Here is a 23,635-nt window from a genome sequence, read left to right on the forward strand (position 1 = left end):
TCATGTCAATAAACATATTGCTTTCATCGTTCAACATATACTGGGGATAGCGATTACTTTTGAAATGGAGGTACGTGTATTGAAAAGAGTCATAAAATATGTTTTGGGGATTGGCACATTATTGATACTGTCAGGCATCTTTTTAATTGGTGCGCAATCTCACTATAATCAGAAGGAAATTAAAATTGCGAGTAAAATTTGTCTTGAAAATGGCGGACATCCTAAAATCATTCGTGATTATTTGGCTCTTAACTACTCCTTTTCCTGTCAAAAGGACTGAGGTTTTACATAAGATGGTGAATTAAATCATAAAGATATTTCTTATCAATCAAAGATGAAATGGATCCATTAACTAAATCGTTTGAGTTGCATTTAACAATTCGAATATGCTAAAAACACCGTATCTTTTTTATAAACATCGCAACCTTATTGCAAAACTAAACCTAGCATTTTAAAAATCTAAAAAGGAAAGGGTTGCCACAAATAATCAGCTTTCACTGACTTTTTGGACAACCCTACTTTTTTCTATTTTAATTGCATTGTTGTAATGCAAGTGCCATCGCTTTCATAAGTAGAAAATATCGATTCTACCGTTTTGCCTTTGTGCTCCATTTTTATGTTATACGTTTGGTCACGAGGTAGCCATAAATCAATAAATCCATTTGCTAGAGTTTTCATGGTTTCGTCCACTAGCACATTACCTTTTGAGTCTTCAATATAGACAGCTATATCCTTATTAGCCAGTTCTCCTTGGCACCCCGTCAAGCTATGGTTAGTACAAGGGTGAGTTTCATTTATGTAAGGAGCTACAGAAACAAAAAATTCGTCTTCTGGCAAAGCATATGCTGACTCAATTCCTTCTTTATCAGTTACAATCAGCTGGTTTGATGTGATTGAAGCAGATTCGTCTTTAGTTTTGTCCCCGCTATATTCATTCACCAACTCCTTAATATTTTGCATCTCCACTTCTTTTCTAGGATTATCGTCATTAGTACTCTCTCCATTGCAAGCACCTAGGACAACCGTAGTAAGTAAAGTTACAGCAAAAGCTTTTAATTTCATTTTATTCACCTCTAATTTCTTCATTCTTTCTACTTTGTAAAACGCTGACGATTTATACTATAAACTATAAATAAGAAGAAATTGTGCAGAGGAAAAATACATACATTACAAACAGATTTTATTTATTTGAGTATTGGTGACTGCAATCCATTCCAATGAAATAAACGTGATCATGTTGCTGATTATAGAATAGTTTTTTCAAAGTTACAGCAGAAAAAATTTTCTAAATTTTTAATATTATATACTTTTAAAGAGTATCTCATAATCATTTCCATTCAAACTCCAATGTTTTTAGTTTTGACTCAAATTCAAAGCCCAATTTTTTTGCTAAACGTTTAGATTCAAGGTTTGTTTCCATCGTTGACCATTGGGGTACTAGTCCATTTTTTATACAATCATCTAAATATGCTGAACATACTAAAGTTGCTAATCCTTTATTCATGTGTTTCTCGTCGTATGTTTCAACACTAATTTCATGCTTATTCTCGTGTACACAGCAAGAAAAACATGCACTTACTATTTTATTATCCCTTAGGATACAATATCCCAGTCCATGAGTATTAAAGTCTTCAATTGAATACCAAACCTCTTCTAATACGTCAGAAAGAATTCCATCTGGGTCGTTCTTAATGACTTCGGTATCAATTTTTTTTATTAGATAATTATCCGGTAAAGGTTTGTATTGCTCTTTTAAGGCAACGAAAGCCTTAGGATTGAATTGATAATACAACTCATAATCTGGTTCGTATTCTTTATCAGCAATAACATTTTCTACTACTTGTTCCCATATCTCATCTTTTATGACTGCAATAAACCAGGTTCCACCACACGATTCATAAGTATCCATTTTTAATTCATTATCAAGAAAATCTCGTAAAGAATCAATAAACTGTTGATTAGTCGCATTCCCAATAAAAATACTGCTTATTCCTGTTACATCTATTAGTGCTGTATTGGGTTCTTGCAGATTGTCTACATAAATTGTCCCTCTGTTCATACCATTAATTATGGAATTTAATGTTAAATCATTCTTCTGATCAGGTGTTTGTAGTAACCTTTTTATTTTGTAGTAGTCTCTTTTATCCAATTTATAAATCATAAAACAGCTCAGCTCCTTTCATAATCCGATAAAATATTTGTTTGTATTTAAATTCCTATAGTTTTTTTAGAAAAAACTGCTTTATACAGGCAGCTATGAAATGGCGTAGCGATGATGCATTTTCAATCTTACTGATTTTATTTTTTTATCTGTACGAAAGAACTATAGGGTAAAATCCTTAATCAAATAATTATCCAGCATGAAATAGCCCCTTCTAGCTCTTTTCATTTTAAACGTTCTGATGTAATATTTAATATTTTACCATTTTATAACTTTTTATAAAGTAAAGCTAATAACTGCACGTTTTGATTCACCAATAAATGAGGGAACTTTTTCCTGAATTGATTACTTCGGGGCAGGACTAAGCTTTACTATTAATGATGCAAACCCATAATAAAAAAAGACGTCAGGTAGACGCCCTTAAAGTTTGATCGATATCCTCTATCAACCTATCCACTTGTTCCTTTGTTATCTTTATGACATATAGCTCTGTCTTTTCGTTTCCATCTTGATTGGTTAGGTGTTCAGGATATTGATAGTGGTTTGATATCTCTTTGCCCATACAATCACCTCTTTAATGATATATATTCGACATAAAGTATAGCAAACCTTCAATAAAAAGGAAAATATCCATTTACTTTCTCACCCTATAAGCATAAGTATCCACTATTCCTATTAAAACCCTGTCCATTGAAGGAATCCATTACTTAACAAAGCTATTACTTCCCCATTTTCGCAATTTTTTTTAGATAAAACACCCCAATAGACAGAAGAAGGATACCATATACTTTTACCATCATATTTCGAATGGCAGCATCCATCGTTGTATTTAGCAGAGCAAGCCCAATACATGTAATGAGCAGGCCAATGAGCATGTGAATGATTCTCATTTTTTACCCTCCTTTTAATAGGCGAGCCCTACTCGCGTTTTAACGAATTCCTTGCTAAAGATTTGTTGGTAGGCAAAGTAGGCTGTATCGGCTACTGATATTTCACTACCGCCTTCAGGTAAAAAATTGCGCTCCACTCGATAGGTTCCTGTAAATGATCCATCTGGTAAATAGGTTGGACAAACAATCGTCCAATCGACATTGGAAACGTGTAATTGTTCAAAAACGTACTGATGCTCCTTAGCAGCAAACGTAGATTTTCGTTTGGATTCCGTTGATTGATAACGAAGAATTGTTGGCGACACTCGACTTTGTAAAATACCCGCAGTGCCAATCGTAATAATTCTCTTTATCTTTTGTTGCTCCATAACCTCAAGTATGAGCGAAATACTAGTAGATAAAGTATCATTCCCATCTGTATTTAATGCACTTACTACTACATCCACATTCACCATAGCCTGTTCGAGATCGTTCTTATTTAAGACATTTCCCTGAAAGATATGTAATTTCTTATTGTCCATCTGTAATTTATGGGGATCACGGACAAATGTCGTTACTTCGTGTTGATCTTTTAACGCGAACTCAACAATTTGTCTTCCTACACGTCCAGTTGCACCCAAAACTAATATTTTCATAGACCTTCACCTCTTCATTCCATTATAACATGCCCCTTCTATGCAAAAGAGACACATGCAATATGTGTCTCCCGCTTTCCTTATTTTGTTTCTAATAGCTGAACATTCACTATAAATGCTCCCATATTCTCTTCTTTGGCCAGCTCATGGATAATCGTTTGAATCTCACTTTCTGTGCTTTTTTCTATTTCATTACCATCGTGTAATTGGATGGTGATGATTTGATGGTTAGGGGAATCTACCAAATAGCCTACTGTACTATCTGGTGAATAACCTGCCTTTCGTACTGCTTGTATAATCTTTTGTGTAAAATTAGTCTCTTGTAATTTTTCACTAAACTCTTCCGCATAGGTCGGAGTAGGAGAGAAACTTACGGCTATTGGTGAAGGCTGTTTTTCTACAATCAGCCATGATATCACTACTATAGCGAACATCAGTAAAAAGAAACCTTGTAGTATTCTCTTCATACACTCGCTCCCTTTCACCTTTATATTAACAGGCAGAAATCTAGTATTCCCCCCTAAAAACGGTTAGTTATGTACGACAAAGTTTCCATTTTTCTATTCCAAGGGCAAATTACCAAGAACTCTACTTAATTTTTCATAGATTAGATGTGTAAGGGTTGCGCGACCAATACTAAAAATTAACCATAAAGGAGATTAAAAGATGCAAGATTGTAGATTTAATCATTATATGAATTGGGGTCAACAAAAAGACGAAGCAAAAAAGTGCTGTGAGAAAAAATGTAAGCATACGTGTAAATGCGAACACAAGGAAGAAAAATGCCCTGAGAAAGATTGCTGTGAGAAAAACGAATGTAAAGGCTGTATTTGCCATCAATTAGAATGTCTGCCTATTGGCACACTTGTAGACGTCGTGTTAGCAGGTGGTTTTAGCTTAGCTGATGTCTTTTTCATTAGCCTAGATCCTAAAACGTGCTGTGCTACATTCTTAGAAGTAGCAGATGTAGGAGCTTCTCCGATTATCATAGATTGCCAACAAATTATTCTAATACGAAGAAGCACAATTGCTTAAAGAATTCTGGAATTGATATTTTCCAATATATGTAAACGGACTATTTATTTGATCTTCTGCCAGGTTGAATCCTGGCAGAATTTATAGGCTTATTCATTAATAATTACTTTCACAATGGGCTCAAGTTTTCCTCGATAAACATCGCCCAAATAATCCACTTCCACTACGACTACTCTCGGCTCAAAACGCTGGATACACTCAATCAAACGTTTGGTGTTCATTTTTTTCATACGTTGGAAGAGTTTACGAATATCTGACCGAATGCTCCATTCCCGTTGCGGGCAAGAGACCGTAAACGTCGATAAAATAAATGCTACATTTTGTAAAATACCTTCCACTCCCGTAGCTTTTCCATTCACATTACTTAATGCCGTTACTTGATGTGTCATGCTATCAACCTTTCTTCTACGTTCATACTGAAGTTTGTTCTCTTGAAAAAGAGCACTTTGTTATTTATGCTTGTTAGTCAATATTTATGAACGTTACTTTGTTTGTACCCCAAAAACTTTTGGAATAAACAAATACTTAGCTGATAGGTATGCTTTAAAGTTTAGCGAGTAAATGCATAATAGAGGACGTAGAGCCAGCTAAAGCATCCATGGATGATTGCCCATATGATGGAATGATGGACACTCCATGAAATCGTAATCGCTAAAACAGAACCAAAGCCTATGCCATTCTTGACGACTGTTTTATGCTCCATTTTCTTCACCTTCTTTATTTTTTTCATCTCCCCATCTTGCCATCTCACCTTATTCCCCTCCTCTATATCTTTGGTTTATGTACCAGCTAACAAGGGCATCCTGAGAAAAAAGGATGTGTGTGGATGAACGTCTTCATAATGGTTACTATCATTGTCATACCTGCTCTCATGGTCTATCTTCAGCAAAAAAGTGATAAAATGCGCCTTGTTTTCAATGCGTTAGGTGTCGTATCAGCTATTCTTTTTGGCTATATTGCCGCTACTTCTATAGCGCAGATTATTCGTGAGGATGTGGTCTTTATGACAACGATTCACGCTGTTTTCTTAAATCCTATTTTTCTAATGTCAGGCGCGTATCTAGGCTTATTTTTCATTCAATACATGATTGCTATCACAATACATTTTTGGGCTAAGCCTTAAAGAATGTTAATAAAAATCACAATAGACGCGCCATGTCTGTTCGTTTGGATTATAAAAGAAATAAAAATTGCCATTATCCACAATATTCAGTTGTGCCTTGGCATCTGAGGCAATCTGAAAGACAAAAGGTGTGTCTTCTCCAAAATCATAACCACTTTGACAAAAGGTCGGGTAGCCACCAATTTTGTGTTGCGGATACAGATCTTCGAGGATATCGTCAAAATAATTGAGACCCTTTTCATGCTCCAATCTTAGTATTTCCTCTTCAATTTGTGCAGGAATACCCCCGCCATCCCATACTGGATAATCATTGTGAATAAACTCTGCCTGCAGAGGAAAGGCTCGAATACGCTCATGCTGCCAGTCCCGCTGTACTAGGTTTTCTAAAGTGGTGTAGGCTCTTATTTTAAAAAAGTTGCTCAAATCATCCTCCATGAGATGTTCGAAAATATTCTCATGGACAAATAGCGTTACCAATTGAAATGGCTGTAAAGCAGGAGGAACATAGGGCAAATCTTTCAAAAATAATGTAGCAAGCGGTTGAAAATTGGAGGGTCGATCCTCCTCTAGTAAAGACCATCCCACATAGCCAATCCAACTTTCTAAAAGCTCATGGGTTGGACGGAAGCCACCCGTCTGGAATATGGTCGCTTGCTTGGCTAGCTGAGATTGGATATGTTTAATGCTCATGCGCAAGCTCCTGTTGTCGACAGCAGCAATCCGTTATATGATCATTGACCATACCAACTGCCTGCATAAATGAATAACAAATAGTACTTCCTACAAATTTAAAGCCGTCCTTCTTCAATTGCTTACTCATCCGATCACTACGATCTGTTGTCACTGGTACCTCTGCCATAGATGGCCATTCATTTACAATTGGTTGGTGATCGACAAATCCCCAAATATATTCAGAAAACGAGCCATATTTTTCTTGTATTTGTAGAAAAGCTTTAGCATTCGTCACAACGCTAGCGATTTTTAATTTATTGCGCACAATACGTGTGTCTTGCTGTAATGCCAAAAGCTTGTCCTCTGAATAAAGGATAATTTTTTTAGCCTCGAATTGATCAAATGCCTCTCGATAGCCCTCTCGCTTTTGTAAAATGGTCCACCAGCTAAGTCCTGCCTGTGCCCCCTCCAAACAAAGCATTTCGAATAAATGCTGATCATCATAGACGGGTACTCCCCATTCTTTGTCATGATAATCTACATACAACGGCTGATCTAGCTTGACCCACGAACATCTTTTCATCGAAAAACCTCCTATGCTTATGTATTATTTTATGGCCGTAATACATAGCCATCCTTTACTTGTCTTTTCACTTATATATACCGTTTGGAAACCGGTTTTTTTCAATAAATCCTTCATAGCTGCTGGTGTTTGGAATGCTTCCATATGGTAATTCATTTTGTAGAGCTCCGCAATGACAATAAATTTTCCTCCATTTTTTAATACCCTCCATACTTCCCCAACATCGTGCTCCAATGATGGCCAAAAATAATGGGTTTGAAAAGCTGTAATTGCATCAAAGAATTGGTCCTCATATGGAATTTGAGACACACTTGCCTCCTTAACAATGATGCTGCCACTTGCGACATTCGCTTCATTCATTTTGATGGATTCCTTTACTGCCTGTGCAGAAATATCAATCCCATAAATTATACCATTGGGATTCAATTTCGATAAAATTCCGAGTGTTTTCCCTCCGCCACAGCCAATATCTAACACACGGTCCCCATCATTGATGGCACCTTGCCGGATAAACCAACTATTCATGCCACGATGAGTGATATTCATGATACGTAGCATCCATGAACCCATCCATCCTTTTGGATTTTTTGCCTGTTCAATTAACGATTGTAATAATGACATATCAGTTCCCCTCTCATCAAAATCGATGTGGATTTTATCCTTTTTTTACATGTATACCCTGTATATAATGATAGAAAGCACATCAACGACAGAAACTCTTACTAGTTTGTACGTACAAAAAAGATTTTTGTTTCGTTTTCGGAATGAATAGGATGGAGGAACTTTGAATGATTCAACAAGCAGAGCAACAGGATGCCCTGGCAGCTGCGACATTAGCTTTATTGCTGTGGCCTAATCATACAGTAGAGGAATTTACTGAAAGCATGACACATTTATTGAAGGATGACAATGCAGCTATTTTCTTAGCCTACGACCATGACAAGGCGATTGGCTTTGCCCAATGTCAGCTGAGAACAGATTATGTAGAGGGTACGGACTCTAGTCCAGTCGGCTATTTAGAAGGATTATTCGTCATGGACAACTATCGACAGCAAGGCTATGCTAGACAGCTTGTAGCACATTGTGAACAATGGGCCAAGCATATGGGATGCTCAGAATTTGCAAGTGATTGTGAATGGGACAATACCGAAAGTTTACAAGTACATTTACAGCTCGGGTTTACGGAAGCGAATCGAATCATTTGTTTTACAAAAAAATTATAAAAAATGTGATAAAAAAATCACAAGTGCTTCGAATCCTGCACTTGTGATTTTTGCATCTATATATATGGTTAATTTAAATATGTATGGTTAGAAATATTACGTTCGCGCTCATCGATTATTAAATGGATCAGTAATGCAAGCTGTTGTTCTATGCGCATATTGTTTAGTTGTAAGATATCAGCAATCGCACTTTTATGCTTCTCTGCTAATTCAATTTCCTCTAACTTTAAAAGAATTTCCTCTTTTGTCAGCCCAAACATCTCTTATCACCCCCACTCCTTTTTATTATTATTTTAAACAAATTACACACACTTCACAAATAACATATAATCATCTTATATATGAACCATTTTTACTAATTATAGGCTAATTCACCGAAATTAATCAATCTATTATCTAAAATTTCTTACTATTTTTTTACATCAATTCCAAACTTTATTATTCAAAAAATAACATTTACAAGAAAATATACCATTTTACTTCTTAATTTTTTGGAAAATTGCAGTAATTGAAAAGAAGTTGTCTATACCATTATAAAAATAATCAGTCAGTTTGTCGAATTATAGAGTTTTCGCTGCCTATTTATCTCATCGTTTTTGACCCAAACACATTACTTTACCCATAAATATAAAGTTGAAACCTTCTGATGCCCGCCATAAAAAAAGTAATTTCAAAATTGAAACTACTTGTCTTAGTTGTATAATCGGTTATTAAATTATTTTTTTAATATCATTTTTCAGCATTTTTATATGGTTCTCTTCATTTGTTTGAACCATCTCTATTTGTGATACTCTTGAAGCTGTGTCTCGATGCCAAGTTGTTGTCTGAACATGCTTTTGCACATATAACTGACTGTTTTCCTGTACCACCGCTGGAGCCTTCAATGCACTTAAATCTGTATCACGTATTTCTAATAAAGATTGATTGGACAGAGCTAAAAATGGGCGTGCTGCTTCGCCTACTTTGCAATGTTCAATACGTCCCATTGAACGATCAGACCATATCATCGCATACGTGCTATCCTGGCAGTCTTTGAAATGGCTGTTGGCTACTTCAAAAATGGCGTCAATACACGTAATCCCGTTATTTTGCATTTGTTCAAACGTACAATGCTGTGTAAACAAACGGGCATTGTTCAAATATACATGTTGCTTTTCCAGCTCTCGAATGTTTGTATGGTGAAGCATAATTTTGGCATGCTCATTGCCATAAATACCACCTGATTGCCCAAATTGAATAGTCGTTTGATGGAGCTGTAGCCCACTTGCATCCACAATGATATGAAATTGCTGATGGTTTTGGATTTGACATTCGGTCATCGAAACATCTGCTTCATCTACGATGGTCATACCAACAGCCATTCCATTACGTACATGGCATTTGCGAAACTCTGCCTTGCTATTCTCTATCAGCATTTGTGCTTTTACATGACGGTTAAACTGACAATCGTAGAATTGAGCTTCAGTTTTTTCTCCCAGGTACAGCCCGAGTCCTTGGCCATCTGAAAATATAGAATCAGATACCATTACCTCACTACGGTGGACAATCATATTCGTGTCATGATGATTCTTAATCTCACAGCCATCCATACGTAAAATCGTATCATCAAAAAGCTGTATACCAACCCCCTGTCCTTGGTGAATAAGGCAATTGGTGATTGCCAGCTCACTAGACGCCGCTACAATTTGCTCCTTTTCATGACCATGAACTTCACAATCCTCCATTACCATCTTCACATGGCGAATCGCAAAAATACCATGTTTTTTCCCTTCGAGTAGCAGACAATTGCTTAATGTCATTTCACAATTTTGTGCAATAATTTGAGCTTTCACATGATGCTCAAGTGTTGTATCAACGAGAATAACACTGGAACCATTAGCAACACGCAGACCAAAATGATTGAGCGATGTAGCAAGCACAGCACAATTTTTCATCAGTAAACTACCATAGCTGACCATAATCTGTGTGCGAATCAATTGCTCCTCTATAATACAATTTTCTAACTGAAGATCTCCTTTCACATAGAGCCCCTGTCCTTGACGAAAACGTAAATTGCGCATATCTACATGGGTCTGGTAGCGAATAAAAACACCACCTTTAATTGTAACATTGCCAACTCCATACAATGTCAGCCGCTTGGAAATATCCAAGCTTTCCTCATAAATACCATCTCGAATTTCTATCATATCCCCAGGCATAGCCTCTTCAATTGCCTGCCCAATGCTTTGGTACCGATGCATAATACTTCTCTTTACTACAAGTGTTGCCATTTACACACTCCTCAGCCTAAAAATGATCGTACCCTATTTATATACCGAACAGGCTTGTAGTTATTCAATTTTGTGTAAAATTACTGGAATTTGCATCCGTTCACGTAAAAATTTTGACATTTTCATGAATGTCCATGATTTTCGGTAATAAAAAATGAACAGCGATTGTTGGTCAACTTACCAAGTGCTGTTCATCTTTTTATTTTATTTGTAATGGCTATTTAGTTGTATAGAGAATGACAGAACGTATTACTGTGATAGAGGGACTAGCGGGATTTCAATACATACTCTCTATACAGAGAATGACGTTTTTCACAACTAAACTGACCATAAAACCTAATATTTCAATCCACACTCTCCATACAGAGAGTGACGCGTACTCTTATCTCCTATTTACTATTCATTCTTTATTTCAATCCACACTCTCCATACAGAGAGTGACACGATCCGTACGTGATTTACATCGAATTTTAGATATTTCAATCCACACTCTCCATACAGAGAGTGACGGGTGCTGGAGCATTTAAAGCAGCAGTGGACTTCATTTCAATCCACACTCTCCATACAGAGAGTGACGGAACTAAATACAACAACATATACAGAACGTAATATTTCAATCCACACTCTCCATACAGAGAGTGACAATTGGTATTACTGCGTATTGTCCAGTATGTGACATTTCAATCCACACTCTCCATACAGAGAGTGACATCAGGCGGTTGAGTCAAAAGAGACCTATATCGATATTTCAATTCACACTCTCCATACAGAGAGTGACAGACGTTAGAGAACGTTCACATTATGAAGAAAGAATTTCAATCCACACTCTCCATACAGAGAGTGACGTAGCGATCATTGCGGCGGCGTTCTAGGAGGATATTTCAATCCACACTCTCCATACAGAGAGTGACCGAAAAACAGGCTAAGGACTTCTGGGACACGTTAATTTCAATCCACACTCTCCATACAGAGAGTGACGTCTCGCCAGTTTGAAATAGTTGAGGTTTTACTTATTTCAATCCACACTCTCCATACAGAGAGTGACTTTACTTCACCTCTAAACTAGGCTTCATGGTATATTTCAATCCACACTCTCCATACAGAGAGTGACAACTACCCAAGTCAAAGGACTGGCTAACATAGCTATTTCAATCCACACTCTCCATACAGAGAGTGACTTATCATTTTTCATAGCTTCTTTAGCGTAGGCGTATTTCAATCCACACTCTCCATACAGAGAGTGACGCTTTCATCGATCCCCTCTAGTTGGTCCAAGATTATTTCAATCCACACTCTCCATACAGAGAGTGACTGACAACCATTACGAAAGGTGCTGATAATTTCAATTTCAATCCACACTCTCCATACAGAGAGTGACCGTACTGTCTTCTCTGTAACACCAATTCTTTGTATTTCAATCCACACTCTCCATACAGAGAGTGACTTTTCCTCTTTAGAGGTGTCACCCCCACCGTTAGATTTCAATCCACACTCTCCATACAGAGAGTGACTGCAAAATTTCATTAAAAATTATCACTTTTAATATAATTTCACTAATTCATTTATATATGACCTTTCTTTATACTCATCAAGATTGTAATTTTGATTAAGCTCTTACTAAAAATAGGTGCGGATCCTCTAGGAATTTTATGTTTGCTTTGCATCCGCGCCGAGGTGATATTTATAAAATTATGGTGTCCTCCACATTAAACGTTTCTTTGGCACCAATGTGCTTGACTTTTGATTTATAGTTGTTGCCAAGCTGATAAAAGCGTAGGCTATCCAAATCTACATCAATAATTGCCTGAAGTTCCAGTTGAAGTTGCTTAAATTGTGTTGCGTCTACTACGCATTCAAAAACGGAATTTTGAACACGGAGGCCATAATTTTCACAAGTTTTTGCTACTTTGCGTAATCGTTTTTGACCAGCAGCCGTTTTTGTGACCACATCGTACGTTACTAATACTAGCATAACCAAACCTCACTTCCATAGAAAGGGTGGATATTCTTCTAAATCACCTCGTAAATATCGTGCAAGTAGTATAGCTTGCGTATGTGGTACAAGACCCCAATTTATTTTTTCATTTAAGTAGGGATGTGTTAAGCTTTCTTGCTTTCGTTCTTGCCAAGATTTGATGAATTTTTTACGACCCTCCTCTGTTAGTAAGACAGCACCATTTTCTTTTTGTACAAAATCGACTGGCTGCATAATTTTCTTATTAATAAGTTTTAACACAAAGCGATCGGCCATGACACCACGCAATTCTTCCATTGTATCAAGTGCAAGTGAAGCACGACCTGGGCGATCACGATGTAAATACCCTACGTATGCATCTAATCCTACCATTTCTAATGCAGAAGCTACATCTGAAGCAAGTAATGTATAAGCTAAGGATAATAAAGCATTGACATGGTCTGTTGGAGGACGTCGATTACGATTTTTAAAGACGAATGTCTCTTTTTGTTGTAGAATCATTTGATTAAAAAGCTTAAAGTATGCTGTTGCAGCCTGCCCTTCCAACCCTCGTAGCCTCTCTAAATCCTCTGCCTGTAACACTTCTTTCATTGTGGCAGTCAAATCGCGAGAAACCTGTTTAAAAACAGGAACATCTAATCGCAACGGATAATCACGCGCCATACGCTCTACTATCCATTTTTGGTTAGAAATTTTAGCAAAAATAAAGTTACGAGCAATTTTGGCGCTTTCCAATTCACTTTCAGACAACCGATATTGTGTTTTCCGAAGGATTACATTTCCTTTGCTTTCTCCAACAATCCGTGCTAAAAATTTTCCAGACCTCGATAAAAAAGTCAAATTAATATTCCGTTCTGCACACGCATGCATTAATTTCGGACTTGCTCCTGCATATCCAAATGTACAGATAGCTTCGAAATTGTGTAAAGGAAATCTCCCTAATTGCTCTTCTTCCTGTGTAATGACCACATTTTCCCCTTTTAAAGATAGATAAATATTTGGGGTTGTAATAAATAGCGTATTTAATAATTTCCGCATTATAAATACCTCTCCATATAACGACGAACAGTTGTTGATGTCATTAACTCTGGTAGACATAAATTTTGTAGCGAGCAACTCACACAATGTTTACCAATTTTAACTTTTGGCGTATGCGTTCGCTCGAAATAGCGATGCATCTCTTTAAACATAGACCTCACATCTTCCTTCATCTCATTCGTAATTTCGACTTTTACACGACGCTTTATTTCATCGTAAAATAAATAGGCAAATGGAATTTCACAAACTAACATTTCCTCTAGACAAATAACTTGTGCCACCAGTTGGACAATGTCTTCCTGTCCTTTCTTTTGTTTGCCACGTTTATATTCAATAGGTATAGGCAAATAATAGCCATCCTCACCCTGGATAGGTACACCATTTGGATGTTCGAGGAATTCCACCACATCACATATGCCATTTGTTTTTAAAGAATGCGAGCGAATAGGCATCGCTCGCACAATTAATTTATTTCCACGTTTTTCACGCAAAAAGGGTTGATCTGCTTTTTCATGTACATGCTGACCCTCAATTGTCAAAACATTTTCAGCCCACTGTTGTTCAATGTGTATCAGCGCCCATTGTCTAGGGCAAAATTGAAAATGTTGAATACCTGACAGCATTAAATAGTCAGCATCATCATTTTCCATCCAGCTCATAAACTTCTAACCCTTCTAAAGGTTCTACAGAAATTGTTAAATCACTTAATGATTGTCCTTCTACGTGTAAGGAGCGATGAACTTTGGCAGATGAGTATTGGCCAAGCTTAGAATTATGCTCCCACCAAATCACCTTATGTACTTCCAATGAGCCCTCTGGTCGGGCAGAAGAGGCATCATTTTCAAATAATGAAATCAGTGCTTCTTTTAATTTTTCAGCATCTGTATTCGTAAAGCCTGTTTTTTCCGCTAATTGTGTATTAATGCTGCCAAAAAATTTGTAAATTCCAAAGTCTACTCGGTGCTTCATTCCCATTGTATCAGAGCCTTTTTTATCACCTGTCACTGAGTTAACACTTTTCGTAATCTGAATACTTGTAATATCAATTGGTGCAAGACTCATTGCTGTATGGATAGAGACTGGTCCACGTACGCCAACCGATAGCGAATCGCCTTTAAAAGCAAAGACTTGTCCAAATGCCCTTACATCAAACCATGTCTGACTTGCAATCGAAGCATAGACATCGGCGTTTCCCTTTTTGTCTGCCTTAATTTTTTTCAACTCGGGAATAGCATCGGCACGATCATTTAAACTTTTAAAACCATCGTTATTACGATCATCGGATTGGACAAATATTGCCTCTCCCATATCTTGAAGCCGATTGCGCAATTTCCTCTTTATACATACATCTGATACTTCACCGAAGCCATCATAATTTTGACGTGGTCGATTCCCGTTTAATGGATCTCCGTTAGGGTTAGCATGTTTTACTGAAAACACTACTGCAAAATCAATTTTATGATCTAATGTTGTCATGGATTATTCCTCCTCATTCTTCTCTTTTTTTCGAATACAATGCCTGTCGTTGACTGTAGTAACCAAGTAAATATTTCCCAGTAAGTGGTATATCAGTGAAGTCTTGAATCTCCATTTGAGCACCAATTTCATCTATAAGCTTAGTATAATAAATGCCTTTTTCTCTTAGTTTCATTTGGTAAGGTTGTAGATTGCGCTGGATTGTATCCCACGTTCTAGCAGGATGGCGAGAAAATGCATTCATGTAACGTAAAGCATTTGTTGGCCGATTTTCTTCCTTACCTAATGCATTACGCTCTAACACATCTGCAACTGCAAGTAAACGACCAAATAAATAATCACGATCTGAATTTTTCGTATCAAGTGCCACTTTGTAAACCTCCTTATCTTTGTCATCGTAATGTTTTTTCACAACAGAACAGGCGACACCAAGTGCTTGCTCCCACTCCCATGATTGATCATAAAACTGTGGATTTGAAGCTCTTACTATAGCACTTCGCACAATATCCATCGGAATTTTTCGCCCATCCAACACGCATGGCAACATCCGTTCCATAACCCCTTTAACGACCTTATCACTTGGTCTTGGCCCATAAGCAGCATGTGCAATCGTGTAAAAAGAAGGCGCTCCGAAGTATCGTACCCACTCATCATTCTTTTTCCTTGTATGTTGCCAACTACAATCCTCATGCCATTTTAATAGCCTTTCAAAATAATCTTTAATATCCAAATCTCGATAATATAGTACTGCTAGACGTCCAGGTGTTGCTGCATCCAGCGTTAAAATATAAACTTTTTCATCCTCGTATTCCTGAATATTCAAGTTCTTTTTTATACCGCTAATGATTTGACTATGCTGGTCTGCCAATATTTTTTTAGAATCTTCACTTTGGATAAGCATTGTATCTCGTTGCTCTAATAAAGAATTTAGCCCTCGAAAAACGTCATTAGATAAATCATTTGAGACATCAGGTATATCTGTATTTTTTGATCCCCAAACAAGGAAGATACGACCGTCTACTTGCTTACCTTGTCGTTCAATCAACCATTTCAAGGCATTATGTGCTTTTTGTGAGACATCATAGCTAATATTAGCAGCCTCAAAGCTATCCTTAAATCGTCCACGATAAGTAAAACCTGTGCTATCATTTGCTGAAATTAACTTTGCTTTATCGCCTGAATTTCTTAATTTGTTAGGATGGCGAACAGTAAAAGGATTGTATTCACCTGTCACATAGCATAGGTCGTTATCTTGTAATTTTGTTTGATAGAAATGGCTATATGCATCATAAATTTCCTTATTTATCCAAACTGGATCTGTGACTTTCTCAGGCACATGTATATTGAAACGAACAAAGGCACTTTCTTGAGCTCCTGCTAACATTTGAAATATCGGTGGTTTATCTCCATCCTGCTTTGTATCCCATTTTGAACGCAATAACCCGGATTCAGTGACATGTAGTATTGAGCGTTCCACAAGATCTTGAATAAGCGTCCCCTTTTTTACATATTCATAAATGGCTTGTACATGCGGATGACTATAAGCGGATGTACACCATTCACCAAGCTGCTCTAAATAAAATAAATGGGCATCACGCTTATCCTTTTCTTGAGTGTAAGTGACATAATCACCTGCAACATACATCAACTTATCCTGCAACATATGCGACACATAGTTCTTTCCTGCACGACTACCAGAGCTCTCCGTAAATGGTAAAATCGTATTGATTTTTTCGATCACCTTCGCATCATATAATGTCCCATCTAAGGTAATCACCATTTCAATATGTGCCGTTTGCGTTGTGTGAGAAATGGGCAGTAATGTATATTCGATTTCTTTCTTGTCTTTCGTTTCTTTTGTAAAAACCTCTCCTGCTAGTGCTTCATGTTCCTCATATGTTTTATATAAAGCACGTAAATAGCTCATTTATTCACCTCCAGTTCCGCGTATTCATCATCCACCGCTGTCAATGATTCACCTAATTTAAAAGATTTTGCTTGCATTTCTTTGATTGGACGAATAAGTGAACACTCTTCTGGGCGAATGAAAGTAATATACCCTTTTATCATTCGAGGTTGCCAAAGTCTTGTTTCCAGTAAATTACGTCCTGTTTCATCAGGATAATTTAAACCATGCACCATCGTACCAAAATGTACTTCATCATAGTCATCATAATACCCTTCTCCAGTTCCGTATTCACATGGCTCGACATATGCCTGACATTCCCTTGTGCCTAGAAAAACATCACGACGCCCCCCCTTTTCGACACAACGCTTAGCAATGTTATGATGTTTAAATTCATTGAAATCCTGTTGTAAATCTGAACGATTAGTATTGAACTCAAAATGTGCCTTTACTTGATAACGTACATCACGCAAATAGCTATAATTCGCCAATGTATTACCACCTGCCATATCAATAGGGCGTACACCTTTTGATTCCATACGTATCGCATTCATGACACGGATTTCATCGATATACCAGATAATGGATGGCTTCCAATAGATAGATTCGACGATTCCCTTTAGCGATTGGTAACTAGGAATTTGTGTCGTCATTTTCTCACCACCAAGCTTCATGAGTGGATCTGTAAATAATGCATAAGCACCATACACCTCAAACTCAATTTGATTGCGTATTTTTGTCATGTTATCACCTCCTTAATGAATACTGTAAAAAATTACCTTATAGATTTTAAGGGAGATCTACTATAGGGGGAAAATAGTAAATCACTCACCTAAAAACTTAGATAATTTTGAATTATCTAACCATGCAGCCCACTACCTGAAAAGCAATGAGCTGCTTTTCACTTCCTACACAATAAAATCCGTTAGCTGTGCTTCTCCCTGCGTACTAATGCCATACCGTTCATCATAAGCCGCATCTTTTGCTGCATAAATCGCTAATGAACCAAAATGTACAACTATCAACTGATTATTTTGCTTTAGAGCTTCAAACTCATGCTTAAAAACATTCACACTGTACTGCTGAGCTTTCTTCAAAAATAGTGGATAATCCGGAATTGACTCACCACTCGTAAGCTGGGTTATAAGTTCTTCCCCCTCCCCATATGGTACAAGTATCCCTTGTGTCTTTGCGTCAATCACTTCAAAGTGTGAGAAAGCGGTTCTAAAGCTCGTTAGTATTGCTAATGGATTTTGTCTACCTTGTCCCTTCAGATAATTTTTATTCCAGTCCGTATCTACACGAAATAAAAGCTCATAAATAGAAGTTTGTAATGCTGGGATTGGATAATTTAACTTAGATTCAAACTCTTTATAGAAGTTTTTAAAATAATGTATCATGGACGTAGTCGATAATAGATTTCCCCCAAATAATGTAGAATTATGTTGTAAATCCTTCATGATATAGTTGGCACACTCGCCACCCTTTTCAATAGTAGGTAGTTTACTTAAAGATTCTTCTGCATGATTAATCACATAGACATCTCGTAACGCCACTTCACCATGACGATTGCATCGTCCAGCAGCTTGCGCAATGGAATCCAGCCCTGACAATGAGCGAATCACACAATCAAAACTGATATCGACGCCTGCTTCAATTAATTGCGTACTAATACATATAATTTTTTCCTTTTTTCGTAGCTTCTCCCGCATCTCCTTTATTTTTTGCTTTCGATGTGCAGGACACATACCTGTGCTCAAATGTATGGCCTCAATATCATCATAAATAAAATGGTCAAATAAATCTTTTACCGCTTTTTTTGTATTTAATATGACTAATACATTGTTATTTACGGTCAGTTTTACTTTAAGAAAATCGTACAATTCATCGGTACACCAGCCTTCATTTTTTAACAAAGGCTTTAAGGTTGTGCGTTGAAAAGCTTCTACAATCGAAGGTAAATTGTCCATCAGTTCTCCATCTATCTTTATATTATGACGTACATATTGGAGTGCTGGCTGGGTAGCTGTACAAAGTAACGATGTCGTTTGACATGTGTTTTTTAAAAAATTTAAGGCCTCATTAAATAAAGACACACAATGAGTAGGCACAGCCTGTACCTCATCAAATATTAATATACTGTTCGCTAAATTATGTAATCTTCTGGCACTACGTGATTTTCCACTATAAAAGGTCTCTAAAAATTGCACCATTGTCGTAAAAACAATGGGTATATCCCAATCATCCTTAGCGGCATCTAATCTTCTTGCAGCTTGATATTCCTTGAAAGTCAAACCTTCAAGATGTTCGGATTCTTCAATAACATTACTATGATGCTCCAAAACATAATCTTCTGCATGTAATACATCACGCACTTCTTGAGCATTTTGTTCGATGATTGTAGTAAAAGGCACGATATAGATAATACGTTCTTTTTGTTGAAGCTGTGCATGTCTTAATGCAAAACGTAGACTAGCTAATGTTTTTCCACCACCTGTAGGCATAGAAAGAGTATAAATACCTGTAGGAAGAGCTGCCTTTTCTAAACAAGTCTCTGACATATGTTCACGTAAACGGGTAATCTCATTTGGTAAAGCTTTGCGTTGTTTTTCAACCAGTTCATTATTTAAATGTTGTTCAAATATTGACCAAAGAACAGATGAATCGTCATTAGAACACTCTTCCTGTTTTTCAAAATCTCGTGAGTTTCGACGATCTGCATCAATTAATGCACTAAATATATACATTGTGAGATAACTTGTTAACTTTTGCATAATACCAGCCGCTTCACTAGTAGTTTTCGCATTTTTCAGTCTATTATTGAGATAAGTTTGCAATTCATCAACCGCTTTATGAACATACATTTGCATATAATCAAGGTCATACATATGATGTAAAAAGTCTTGCTTCACTTGTAAAAATGAAATATCCTTTTCAGTCGTCCATCTTCTTACAAAAGGCGATTGCCCCTCACTGTCTACCATATCGAGTAATTGCCCATGATGTGTAAAAATGGCATTTGCCACACATTCCGTTAAAATCCGTTCTACTGGCCCACCTTGATGAAAATGCTCCAGTAAAAATTTCCCTCCTGCTGTAGAATGATCCACACTCCCTCTTTTTGGAGGATTATTGGGATTAGAGAAAGCTTCGCGAATATATTCCTGAAACGCTTCGCTAAACTTCCCCATATCATGTAACATTCCTGCAAGGCCAGTGACATGTGAAAGACCAATTTTCTGTCCAATTCTTTCTGTCAAAACTTGAACCTCTTTTAAATGATCCACCAACCGTTGCTCTGCACCATCACTCGATCGAATATGAGCAATAATATCTAAAGTAGTCATCTAACCCACCTTTCTCACGTATATAAAATTGTAATATTTAAACAATTATACCAAACCTTAGATCAGATGTCTAAGTACCTATAAAAAATACGGTTAATCTTTTTTCTACATACATAAGAAATGCTGATGATTAAAAAACCCACCATTTAATTTCAATTCATAGCTGTAGAGAGTGACAATCATCTGAAGTACTTGGGCAGCCGTCTTTTCGATTTCAATCCACACTCTCCATACAGAGAGTGACAATCTACAGAAGCGATTATTCAATTTATGACACTATTTCAATCCACACTCTCCATACAGAGAGTGACTGGAGATGCCGAAATTGTTCGTGTTAATGGTGAGATTTCAATCCACCCTCTCCATACAGAGAGTGACCTCGCTCACCTCCCAACTAATTGCATAAATTCAATTTCAATCCACACTCTCCATACAGAGAGTGACAGCTTCTTCGGCAGTACCTAGACCATTTACGAATATTTCAATCCACACTCTCCATACAGAGAGTGACATTAAATGCATCTGCATAGCTGTTATATTTTCGATTTCAATCCACACTCTCCATACAGAGAGTGACAACAGCAAGATATAAGCAAGGACATCCAGCTGGAATTTCAATCCACACTCTCCATACAGAGAGTGACTCTAATGCAAGTGGGTACTCCCCGGGATTCCCTATTTCAATCCACACTCTCCATACAGAGAGTGACTTTTTCCCCTTTGGTTGCTGCAAGCTCACCAACATTTCAATCCACACTCTCCATACAGAGAGTGACTGATGTGGTACTCAGATATGCTAATATGGCTTTATTTCAATCCACACTCTCCATACAGAGAGTGACGTTCCGACTCACTTCCAATGCATTGATAAAATCATTTCAATCCACACTCTCCATACAGAGAGTGACCAGGAGGCGTAGGCGTGTTGGTTGGCTCTGTTATTATTTCAATCCACACTCTCCATACAGAGAGTGACCACTACCTCCATCACTAGCTACACCACTACCAACTATTTCAATCCACACTCTCCATACAGAGAGTGACAGTACTATCCCCAGCACGTACATTTTTTTCTGTAATTTCAATCCACACTCTCCATACAGAGAGTGACACATTTACGCCAAACAACAAGATCACTAGGGCAATTTCAATCCACACTCTCCATACAGAGAGTGACAGGATGAAGATTTAGAGAGAGTCATAGTTAAAGGATTTCAATCCACACTCTCCATACAGAGAGTGACGTAGACGAATTTATAGAGGAGATTACCAATTTTATTTCAATCCACACTCTCCATACAGAGAGTGACCTTTGATTCCGTAGTTTTCTAATATCGCAATATCATTTCAATCCACACTCTCCATACAGAGAGTGACAAGTTGGAGACTTATTACTAATGAAAGAGCATGAATTTCAATCCACACTCTCCATACAGAGAGTGACTATCGGACGTACCCAACGGACCGTTTGCAGACGATTTCAATCCACACTCTCCATACAGAGAGTGACAAATCGCTAATAACAGCATTGTGGTCCTAAATATTTCAATCCACACTCTCCATACAGAGAGTGACTTGGGCTGGAGTCGGTTCAGCAACATAATAACGATTTCAATCCACACTCTCCATACAGAGAGTGACTCGCACTATTTTGTTTAATATCCTTCACTGAAACATTTCAATCCACACTCTCCATACAGAGAGTGACAGAGTACCTATGTCATTCCTGGATCTAGCCAGGGATTTCAATCCACACTCTCCATACAGAGAGTGACTAAGCGTTCTTTAAAATATCGTAAGTCACGAATTTATTTCAATCCACACTCTCCATACAGAGAGTGACGATAATACCTCACGCGTTAGTTGGTTTTCCTGTTATTTCAATCCACACTCTCCATACAGAGAGTGACGGTAACGTTTGAAAGTTTTGTCGTGTTGATTGAATTTCAATCCACACTCTCCATACAGAGAGTGACGATAGCGATTACGCGACGTCATAAGCGCCTTTCATTTCAATCCACACTCTCCATACAGAGAGTGACAGCTAAATTAAATAGATTCTCAACAAAATATCCTATATATTAATATTTATAAATAAAAAAACAGGTATTAATAACCCATACTTATCTATCTAACTAGCAATTTCTTCAATATTACTGGTGCGAATCATGCTATGAAATCATGTTCGCTTACTATTCGCACTTTACTTTATTATAGCAATCATTTCCTTTTAAAAAAACCAGCAATCACCGAAGTTACTCGATTATTGCTGGTTCCTATAAGTTGCTTTATTTTTTTCTCTTCACGAAAACAAGCGCGAAAATAGCTGCTAGGACAATTAGGATGGCAATCATCCATACTGTGTTGGATGTTGTGTCATCTGTTGCTGCTGTTTGTTGTTCTTTTGTTGTTGCATTCGATGACTGTACTTCTTTGGCGTCCTCTTTTGCCACTTGTGCAGTGCTAATTTGCACATATTGTAGCGTCGCTTCATCCGAGGCTGATGCTTCGTGTTCATGACTATCACCATGTCCTTCTGCATGATCCCCATGTCCTTCTTCTTGATCGCCATCATGACCATGATGATGATCGCCAGCTGTTGTAAAAATAGAACGTTCTAGCTGTTGACCTACCCAGCTTTTAGCATCAGTTGATTCCGCAAAAATGCGAGGGTGGCCTGACAGCATATATGTTTTACCGTTGATGATGATGCCAGTTTCATCACCTGACACGATATCTTCAATAGTGCCAGTTGGACCTTCAGCAAAACCACCCATTTGAAGAAGCGTGTGGCCGCCCATATCATAGTCCAGATGTTCCATTAAGAAGGCAATATACTCCTCCTTCGTCATCGTTGCATCGGGGTTCTCTAATTCGAGTTTATGATGAAAAAGTGCTGTATTTATTTCCTTGTATGTAAGGTCGCCCTCCAAGGAAGAAATGTATTCTTCTTTTTGTGCTGCTTGTGCTAATTCATCCACTGTTGCTCCTTCAAGTCCAAAGAAGCCACCTACCCAGCTTGCAAAATCTTTGCGTGATAAGTTGTCAGTTGGGTTTAAGGCCATATCTTTGCCATTATACCCAAGGAGCCCAATACTATGTAACACCATAATGTCCTGAATAGTTGAGGTTGTTTCAGGGACATCCGTAAATAGTGTACTTTTATCCATCGTATGGGCGTAGGCAGCAGGTGCCATGAATAAAGTACTCATTAGTAATAAAAGTAAATATTTTCTCAAAATGATTCCACCTTCCAATACATTAGTATACAGCGTAAATGTGATGGAAGTTTGAAATTAAG

Annotated in this window: 25 protein-coding genes and 2 CRISPR repeat arrays; of the genes, 4 read left to right on the forward strand and 21 right to left on the reverse strand. The window is 37.4% G+C overall.

Annotated features, from left to right (window positions below; translation table 11 throughout):
- Window positions 1-79: 79 nt before the first annotated feature.
- A complete protein-coding gene (locus ACOZBY_RS12455; RefSeq protein WP_036161417.1) occupies window positions 80-280 on the forward strand; it encodes a hypothetical protein in 201 nt (66 codons plus the stop codon).
- A gap of 245 nt (window positions 281-525) precedes the next feature.
- Here ACOZBY_RS12455 and ACOZBY_RS12460 read toward each other — a convergent pair whose 3' ends face one another.
- The 6 genes from ACOZBY_RS12460 to ACOZBY_RS12485 form a co-directional block, all read right to left on the reverse strand.
- Window positions 526-1,062, reverse strand: coding sequence for a CueP family metal-binding protein (locus ACOZBY_RS12460; protein ID WP_051563225.1), 537 nt, complete (start codon window positions 1,060-1,062; stop codon window positions 526-528).
- A gap of 265 nt (window positions 1,063-1,327) precedes the next feature.
- Window positions 1,328-2,161, reverse strand: coding sequence for a GNAT family N-acetyltransferase (locus ACOZBY_RS12465; RefSeq protein ID WP_036215788.1), 834 nt, complete (start codon window positions 2,159-2,161; stop codon window positions 1,328-1,330).
- Window positions 2,162-2,567: 406 nt separating this feature from the next.
- Window positions 2,568-2,723, reverse strand: coding sequence for a hypothetical protein (locus ACOZBY_RS12470; protein ID WP_012294129.1), 156 nt, complete (start codon window positions 2,721-2,723; stop codon window positions 2,568-2,570).
- Window positions 2,724-2,880: 157 nt separating this feature from the next.
- Window positions 2,881-3,051, reverse strand: a complete 171-nt coding sequence (locus ACOZBY_RS12475; RefSeq protein WP_171821086.1) for a hypothetical protein — start codon at window positions 3,049-3,051, stop codon at window positions 2,881-2,883.
- Between the two features lie 14 nt (window positions 3,052-3,065).
- Window positions 3,066-3,686 carry an NAD(P)-dependent oxidoreductase gene (locus ACOZBY_RS12480; RefSeq protein WP_036166231.1) on the reverse strand — a complete coding sequence of 207 codons (621 nt, stop codon included), beginning with the start codon at window positions 3,684-3,686 and terminating at the stop codon, window positions 3,066-3,068.
- A gap of 80 nt (window positions 3,687-3,766) precedes the next feature.
- Window positions 3,767-4,153 (reverse strand): hypothetical protein, encoded by a 387-nt coding sequence (locus ACOZBY_RS12485; RefSeq protein ID WP_036161410.1) that lies wholly within the window; start codon window positions 4,151-4,153, stop codon window positions 3,767-3,769.
- A gap of 199 nt (window positions 4,154-4,352) precedes the next feature.
- On the opposite strand from ACOZBY_RS12485, the gene ACOZBY_RS12490 reads away from it, so the two are divergent.
- Window positions 4,353-4,721: a hypothetical protein gene (locus ACOZBY_RS12490; protein WP_031419906.1), complete on the forward strand. Its 369-nt coding sequence runs from the start codon at window positions 4,353-4,355 to the stop codon at window positions 4,719-4,721.
- Window positions 4,722-4,810: 89 nt separating this feature from the next.
- Here ACOZBY_RS12490 and ACOZBY_RS12495 read toward each other — a convergent pair whose 3' ends face one another.
- Both ACOZBY_RS12495 and ACOZBY_RS12500 read right to left on the reverse strand, forming a co-directional pair.
- Window positions 4,811-5,110: a hypothetical protein gene (locus ACOZBY_RS12495; RefSeq protein WP_012294124.1), complete on the reverse strand. Its 300-nt coding sequence runs from the start codon at window positions 5,108-5,110 to the stop codon at window positions 4,811-4,813.
- Window positions 5,111-5,271: 161 nt separating this feature from the next.
- Window positions 5,272-5,472 carry a hypothetical protein gene (locus ACOZBY_RS12500; protein WP_012294123.1) on the reverse strand — a complete coding sequence of 67 codons (201 nt, stop codon included), beginning with the start codon at window positions 5,470-5,472 and terminating at the stop codon, window positions 5,272-5,274.
- Between the two features lie 75 nt (window positions 5,473-5,547).
- On the opposite strand from ACOZBY_RS12500, the gene ACOZBY_RS12505 reads away from it, so the two are divergent.
- Complete coding sequence (locus ACOZBY_RS12505; protein ID WP_031419903.1) at window positions 5,548-5,844, forward strand: hypothetical protein; 297 nt, start codon at window positions 5,548-5,550, stop codon at window positions 5,842-5,844.
- Window positions 5,845-5,850: 6 nt separating this feature from the next.
- Here ACOZBY_RS12505 and ACOZBY_RS12510 read toward each other — a convergent pair whose 3' ends face one another.
- The 3 genes from ACOZBY_RS12510 to ACOZBY_RS12520 are packed head-to-tail and all read right to left on the reverse strand — an operon-like array spanning window position 5,851 to window position 7,720.
- Window positions 5,851-6,534, reverse strand: a complete 684-nt coding sequence (locus tag ACOZBY_RS12510) for a DUF1963 domain-containing protein (RefSeq protein WP_422762425.1) — start codon at window positions 6,532-6,534, stop codon at window positions 5,851-5,853.
- Window positions 6,524-7,099 (reverse strand): DNA-3-methyladenine glycosylase I, encoded by a 576-nt coding sequence (locus tag ACOZBY_RS12515; RefSeq protein WP_031419900.1) that lies wholly within the window; start codon window positions 7,097-7,099, stop codon window positions 6,524-6,526. The genes ACOZBY_RS12510 and ACOZBY_RS12515 overlap by 11 nt, the downstream gene beginning before the upstream one ends.
- 24 nt (window positions 7,100-7,123) lie before the next feature.
- Window positions 7,124-7,720, reverse strand: coding sequence for a class I SAM-dependent methyltransferase (locus ACOZBY_RS12520; RefSeq protein WP_012294119.1), 597 nt, complete (start codon window positions 7,718-7,720; stop codon window positions 7,124-7,126).
- A gap of 167 nt (window positions 7,721-7,887) precedes the next feature.
- Here ACOZBY_RS12520 and aac(6') point away from each other — a divergent pair, with 167 nt between their 5' ends.
- On the forward strand, window positions 7,888-8,322 hold the full coding sequence (gene aac(6'), locus ACOZBY_RS12525; RefSeq protein ID WP_012294118.1) for an aminoglycoside 6'-N-acetyltransferase: 435 nt from the start codon (window positions 7,888-7,890) through the stop codon (window positions 8,320-8,322).
- Window positions 8,323-8,390: 68 nt separating this feature from the next.
- Here the strand turns inward: aac(6') and ACOZBY_RS12530 are convergent, their stop codons facing one another.
- The 10 genes from ACOZBY_RS12530 to ACOZBY_RS12575 all read right to left on the reverse strand — a co-directional run bounded on the left by ACOZBY_RS12530 (window position 8,391) and on the right by ACOZBY_RS12575 (window position 23,573).
- On the reverse strand, window positions 8,391-8,582 hold the full coding sequence (locus tag ACOZBY_RS12530) for a hypothetical protein (RefSeq protein ID WP_012294117.1): 192 nt from the start codon (window positions 8,580-8,582) through the stop codon (window positions 8,391-8,393).
- Window positions 8,583-9,032: 450 nt separating this feature from the next.
- Window positions 9,033-10,592: a right-handed parallel beta-helix repeat-containing protein gene (locus ACOZBY_RS12535; RefSeq protein WP_422762426.1), complete on the reverse strand. Its 1,560-nt coding sequence runs from the start codon at window positions 10,590-10,592 to the stop codon at window positions 9,033-9,035.
- A gap of 274 nt (window positions 10,593-10,866) precedes the next feature.
- A CRISPR array of direct repeats spans window positions 10,867-12,103; the repeat unit is 33 nt; unit sequence ATTTCAATCCACACTCTCCATACAGAGAGTGAC.
- 170 nt (window positions 12,104-12,273) lie between these two features.
- The gene (gene cas2 / locus ACOZBY_RS12540; RefSeq protein WP_036215780.1) at window positions 12,274-12,564 is read right to left on the reverse strand and encodes a CRISPR-associated endonuclease Cas2; all 291 of its coding nucleotides are present in this window, start codon (window positions 12,562-12,564) and stop codon (window positions 12,274-12,276) included.
- A 9-nt stretch (window positions 12,565-12,573) separates the two neighbouring features.
- Window positions 12,574-13,605 carry a type I-C CRISPR-associated endonuclease Cas1c gene (gene cas1c, locus ACOZBY_RS12545; protein WP_036215776.1) on the reverse strand — a complete coding sequence of 344 codons (1,032 nt, stop codon included), beginning with the start codon at window positions 13,603-13,605 and terminating at the stop codon, window positions 12,574-12,576.
- Complete coding sequence (gene cas4 / locus ACOZBY_RS12550; RefSeq protein ID WP_422762518.1) at window positions 13,605-14,255, reverse strand: CRISPR-associated protein Cas4; 651 nt, start codon at window positions 14,253-14,255, stop codon at window positions 13,605-13,607. Before cas4 ends, cas1c begins: the two co-directional genes overlap by 1 nt.
- Window positions 14,245-15,081: a type I-C CRISPR-associated protein Cas7/Csd2 gene (gene cas7c, locus ACOZBY_RS12555; RefSeq protein ID WP_422762427.1), complete on the reverse strand. Its 837-nt coding sequence runs from the start codon at window positions 15,079-15,081 to the stop codon at window positions 14,245-14,247. The genes cas4 and cas7c overlap by 11 nt, the downstream gene beginning before the upstream one ends.
- 13 nt (window positions 15,082-15,094) lie before the next feature.
- On the reverse strand, window positions 15,095-17,008 hold the full coding sequence (cas8c, locus tag ACOZBY_RS12560; protein WP_422762428.1) for a type I-C CRISPR-associated protein Cas8c/Csd1: 1,914 nt from the start codon (window positions 17,006-17,008) through the stop codon (window positions 15,095-15,097).
- A complete protein-coding gene (gene cas5c / locus ACOZBY_RS12565) occupies window positions 17,005-17,721 on the reverse strand; it encodes a type I-C CRISPR-associated protein Cas5c (RefSeq protein ID WP_036215766.1) in 717 nt (238 codons plus the stop codon). The genes cas8c and cas5c overlap by 4 nt, the downstream gene beginning before the upstream one ends.
- Window positions 17,722-17,895: 174 nt before the next feature.
- Window positions 17,896-20,334 carry a CRISPR-associated helicase Cas3' gene (gene cas3, locus ACOZBY_RS12570; RefSeq protein WP_422762429.1) on the reverse strand — a complete coding sequence of 813 codons (2,439 nt, stop codon included), beginning with the start codon at window positions 20,332-20,334 and terminating at the stop codon, window positions 17,896-17,898.
- A gap of 211 nt (window positions 20,335-20,545) precedes the next feature.
- Window positions 20,546-22,376: direct repeats of the CRISPR family, unit length 33 nt; unit sequence ATTTCAATCCACACTCTCCATACAGAGAGTGAC.
- 246 nt (window positions 22,377-22,622) lie between these two features.
- A complete protein-coding gene (locus ACOZBY_RS12575; RefSeq protein ID WP_422762430.1) occupies window positions 22,623-23,573 on the reverse strand; it encodes an LPXTG cell wall anchor domain-containing protein in 951 nt (316 codons plus the stop codon).
- Window positions 23,574-23,635 lie beyond the last annotated feature (62 nt).

The sequence above is a fragment of the Lysinibacillus sp. NPDC056220 genome, assembly GCF_049315265.1.
GTDB classification, from domain to species: Bacteria; Bacillota; Bacilli; order Bacillales_A; family Planococcaceae; genus Lysinibacillus; species Lysinibacillus pinottii.